This is a genomic window from Pseudoalteromonas sp. 120-MNA-CIBAN-0494, from assembly GCF_040308885.1.
GTDB classification, from domain to species: Bacteria; Pseudomonadota; Gammaproteobacteria; order Enterobacterales; family Alteromonadaceae; genus Pseudoalteromonas; species Pseudoalteromonas nigrifaciens.
In genome coordinates this window covers 1-4,383 of the sequence record NZ_JBEOOE010000066.1, presented here as the reverse complement: position 1 = coordinate 4,383, position 4,383 = coordinate 1, and the positions used below count along the sequence as shown (strand labels likewise).

Here is a 4,383-nt window from a genome sequence, read left to right as displayed (position 1 = left end):
CTCCGAATTTATCATTGAGCAGGTATTTTTAGATAATCAGAACATCGATGCTAGGTGTGGTTCGCTAGACGCTTACGAACTAAGTGTCTATTTTAGCTTTACAGTTTAAATTTACCCTCAAGATGCTATGAATTTGTGAGGTTACCTTTTCATGGTCAAAAATTTAACCACATGATGGTATTGCTGTATGCTAAACGATAGTTAGTTGACCACTACAATCCTGTAAGTCAATAGTATCTGTTGGAGACCTTATGAATATTATAAAAGAAGAAACTTTATGATACAGCTCAGTGAACTTAGGCCATCTGGGAAGCAGCGTGTTTATGATATTTTAACCGCATTAGAGTTTGATATGGCTGATTGGAGTGAATCACTTACCAATAAAGAGCGTAGCCCGTCGTCAAATCCAAAATATTGCTATAATTGGTCTTTTGTTCGTGATGATAAAAAAGTCATTGTTCTCTTTTTGTGGTATGAAGAAATGCGAATTATCAACGGGAGAATCTATCAAGAGCATAGCTTCAAGAAGTATGCTGAGGAGCAAGAAAAGGGGAGAAAGAAACGTTCGCTTGAAATTGACTATGCGATAGGGTTGGCATATGAGAAGAAATTATCTATTGATGTTGTAATATGCCAAGGAAACGAAAATACTAAAGGGGTTCTTAAAAGAGAACTGGATCAAGAAAAGTGGTTTGTGACTGGTTATGATGACAAAACTGGAGCTTGCATTATCGAAAGAGGCAACAGCTACCAACCTTCTAAGCTTGCTGACCAGTTTGATGCGAACAATATTAAAAATCCAAAATACGAATACGAAAAGTATGGAGTTGAGTATGCCCGTTCAAGTGTTATACGAAGAAAAGTATTGCTACGATCAAATGGTAAGTGTGAGTACTGTTTATCAGATGGATTCATTACAAACAGCGGCGATAAATACTTGGAAACACACCATATCCTCCCTTTAAGTCAAGGCGGCGATGATTCATTTATAAATGTTATTGCACTATGTCCTAAAGACCACCGAAAGGCTCATTTTGAAAAAGACTCTTTTCTAACTCAGGAAAGTTTGAGCAATATAGTGAAAGCAAAGCTTACAGTTGGGAACTGCTAAAATTTTATAAGGAATCGATCTTAGCATGGAAAAATTATTGATCGGAATAGCTGGTGTCTTTGTAGGGGCTTTACTAACTATCCTCAGAGAATTTTTTAATGAATGGCGCTCAAAAAGGAATGATGCTCGATATTTAGCTGTAAGAGTTTCGTGCCAGCTAGACCATTTTATTTCAGGGTGTTTTGAGGTGGTATGTGACAATGGAGTGGAAGATCAGCAAGGTTGCTTAGTGACAAATAGTAAAACACCTACTATCGACTTAGATGGTATAGATGGAAAGTGGCAGTCAATGAGGTTTGACTTGATGTATAGAATATTGGACTTGCCTAATCGCCTTAACTACGCAAAAGAAGTTATTTCCATAGCAGCGGAATATGGTGATGGAGCACCTGATTACAGAGATGCTTTTAGGGCTAGGCAATATCAATATGCACTTCTTGGAATTGAGGCCAATGAAATAGCAGAAACTTTGAGGAGTAAATACTCAATGCCAAAAAAATGTTACGAAACTTGGAACCCATTAGAGAGGTTTATTGAAAAAAAAGCTGAGATTGATGCAATCGAGAATAATAGAAAGTGTAGCAGTTAATATTATAAATTTTGGATTTTTAAAAAGTTCTGTCGTTAAGGCTAACTTGACGAAGTCCGACTTAGAGCGAAAAGCGGTCTTTGATAAAACTTCTTACCTGCCCCATGTCGCTTATTAGGGCTTGCTTTGTGTAGGCAAAACAATTTAAAGTTTGAATGATTTAGATTCATATAAAGCAAGGATTAGCTTTTCTCTTCTCTTTTGAAAGTTCCTTGTCCAAAAATAAACAGGCGATGTATGGCAATTAAACACGTAATTATTCATGTTGTAAAACGTGACAAAGATGGTGAACGACTTTCAAAGCAACTCAGGAATAATGAGAATAGCACGCAAGGAATGACAGCACAGCTAACGGACGGATTGTTGGAACTTTTTTCAAATGCTCATCTCAATATCGGCGAATTTGGTGTAGATGGAGATAATGAAGTTGAACCTGCCTTTGAGCAGAAACTAAAAAAGTACTACGACGATGAATGTAAATGTTCTGACTTTATTGCTATGACAAAAGAATTGGCGAACAAATATGAAAGTGTCATCGTAGGTGATCAACTACATTCTGTTAAAGGCGGTTATCTGGTGTTTTATCAATATGAAAGAAACGATGATGATTGGTTGGCTGTAGCTATTTTGAATAAAACCGAAGGCATCGATGTAGCAGCTAATCTGGAAGTTGTAGCCAGTGAAATCTTAGATTTGAAAAGGCTTCATTTAGGAGCCGCTATCAACCTTACTCAATGGAAAAGTGAATTAAGCACAAGATATGTTCGCTTCCGAACAGGCTTAGCAGCCGACGTGAGAGATTATTTTGAAAAATTTATCGGGTGTCAAAGAGATAAGCTGGCAGCAACTGTTGAAACCAAGAAATTAAAAAGTGCTATACAAGATTACGCAAAGAACGCTTGTGGCATGGACGATGATGTCGTGTCACAAAAAGTTGCACAAGCGCATGATTACATTAAAGAGCAACAAAAACTTGGGAATCAAGTCCAATTGAGCCATGTATCAAATCATGTTTTTCCAGATCGTGCAGATGAATTTGCTAGGCAGGCGAAAGAAATACATGATTTGCCTGAAGAGCTTGCTATTGACGCAAAGGTACTAAAAAGCTACAAAAAACTTTCTGGTAGAGGAAAGGGTATTGCGATTAGCTTTGATAGAGGTATGCTAAACACCACTGTAAAATATGACGATGGAGAGCTTACCTTTTCAGAAATCCCTGACTCTTTGCGTGCAGCGATTGAAGAAGAGCTAGAAGACGATCTTGGTCAAGATAACTAATGAGCACCCAAATTCTCGACGCATATGCCGTAGTTTTCGCTGCACTTGATGAAAAAGAACTTCAAGACGGTGAATTTAAAGGATGGCTTCGTCTTACACCACAACTAAAAGATAAGTTGGAGTTACTAGCTGATGCGGGATTAACTACAGGTTCGTACGACTTTAATAAAGATGGGAAGCCCTTTTCTAGCGCAAACCTCAGCCAACTTAAGCCAGCACACTTTGAAAATAATATACGATTTTACATCGAGCTAACCGCACAACAAATCAAGTCAGACTATTCAATTTGTTCTGAATGGAATGAACTTCTGGCTAATGAGCTACGTGTAAAATCACCAGTTAAATATATTTTTTTCACTAACACTAGTACGTTATTGACACCAGATAGTGGAGACGAAAAATATGTTAATTATCTGAATGTGCACAAGGCCTATGAGTTTGTAAAAGAGTTGGCTGAATCTACTGAAGGTGGAGATAGTACCATTTTCTATGAGCGACCTTTGAATTTCGAGTTTGTTTTGAAGGAGTCTGATTTAACGCACTCGATTGACCTTGATGCCCTTAAGAAGCTGCTGAGTAAAGATTTACACAAAGAAGCAATCACTTGCTTAATGTGCAGGGAGTTAGTTTCGTTTCTTAAAGATAATACGTTGAGGCAGCGGTTTAGCTATTTGATACAACATATGGACTCTTTGGTGTCGAATGTGCTTTTAAGCTACCAAAGCTATGTAGAAAATTACACTTTTGATAAAGTGCGTAAGGAATATTTGGAAAAGCGTACTGAGTATGTAAGCAAAATTCATGGGGTCTTTGACAATATAGCGACTAAACTTTTATCCCTGCCGGCGGGTATTTGGTTTGCAACCACTCAAATAAAGGAAATTGAAATAGGTGGCTTAGAAACGATGGCATTCGCAAAAAATGTGTCTGTTATTGTTACAGTGTCAGTATTAGCGGTATTACTAATTTTTAATTTGTTCGGTCAATTTTCAACAATTAGTACTATGAGTAAGGAATATCGCGGTGTATTCAATGCATTAGCTAAAACTTACGAAGATGAGGCTCCGGAGATAGGAAAAGCCAAAAGCGATATTGAAAGCGCGCAGACCCAGGTTGAAATCAAATTATACATTGCTATATGCGCAACACTTTCTCTTGTTGGATTAACAATTTGGATGTTTTGTAAAGCTTATAATTAATAACAAGCCTCCTTCTTAACTACCATTTTCTCAAAGTAGTGGTACTTTCATAGTGTCTAGTGATGTGTGATTTTTCAATCAATGGAGTCAGAGTTTTTGATTTTAACAATACTATTTAACGGCTGCTTCTGGCACAGAGCCGTCATTCGGCTCTGAAACGTTTTTGTCCAAATCCTAATCAGTAATACATCCACTATCCTCATAGT

The 4,383-nt window shown here is 37.4% G+C and carries 4 protein-coding genes; all 4 read left to right on the top strand.

The window, feature by feature from the left end; genetic code table 11:
• The first annotated feature begins 277 nt into the window (after positions 1–277).
• The 4 genes from AAEY55_RS17860 to AAEY55_RS17845 all read left to right on the top strand — a co-directional run bounded on the left by AAEY55_RS17860 (position 278) and on the right by AAEY55_RS17845 (position 4,177).
• Complete coding sequence (locus tag AAEY55_RS17860) at positions 278–1,111, top strand: HNH endonuclease (RefSeq protein ID WP_010554774.1); 834 nt, start codon at positions 278–280, stop codon at positions 1,109–1,111.
• A 25-nt stretch (positions 1,112–1,136) separates the two neighbouring features.
• Positions 1,137–1,700, top strand: coding sequence for a hypothetical protein (locus tag AAEY55_RS17855; RefSeq protein WP_010554773.1), 564 nt, complete (start codon positions 1,137–1,139; stop codon positions 1,698–1,700).
• Positions 1,701–1,937: 237 nt separating this feature from the next.
• A complete protein-coding gene (locus AAEY55_RS17850) occupies positions 1,938–2,978 on the top strand; it encodes a nucleoid-associated protein (RefSeq protein WP_010554772.1) in 1,041 nt (346 codons plus the stop codon).
• Positions 2,978–4,177: a hypothetical protein gene (locus AAEY55_RS17845; RefSeq protein WP_024599455.1), complete on the top strand. Its 1,200-nt coding sequence runs from the start codon at positions 2,978–2,980 to the stop codon at positions 4,175–4,177. The genes AAEY55_RS17850 and AAEY55_RS17845 overlap by 1 nt, the downstream gene beginning before the upstream one ends.
• Positions 4,178–4,383: the final 206 nt, after the last annotated feature.

What these genes read in the sequence shown, in the direction of transcription:
- AAEY55_RS17850 (WP_010554772.1), top strand. Translation starts at nt 1,938, where the DNA reads ATGGCAATTAAACACGTAATTATTCATGTTGTAAAACGTGACAAAGAT.
- AAEY55_RS17855 (WP_010554773.1), top strand. Translation starts at nt 1,137, where the DNA reads ATGGAAAAATTATTGATCGGAATAGCTGGTGTCTTTGTAGGGGCTTTA.
- AAEY55_RS17845 (WP_024599455.1), top strand. Translation starts at nt 2,978, where the DNA reads ATGAGCACCCAAATTCTCGACGCATATGCCGTAGTTTTCGCTGCACTT.
- AAEY55_RS17860 (WP_010554774.1), top strand. Translation starts at nt 278, where the DNA reads ATGATACAGCTCAGTGAACTTAGGCCATCTGGGAAGCAGCGTGTTTAT.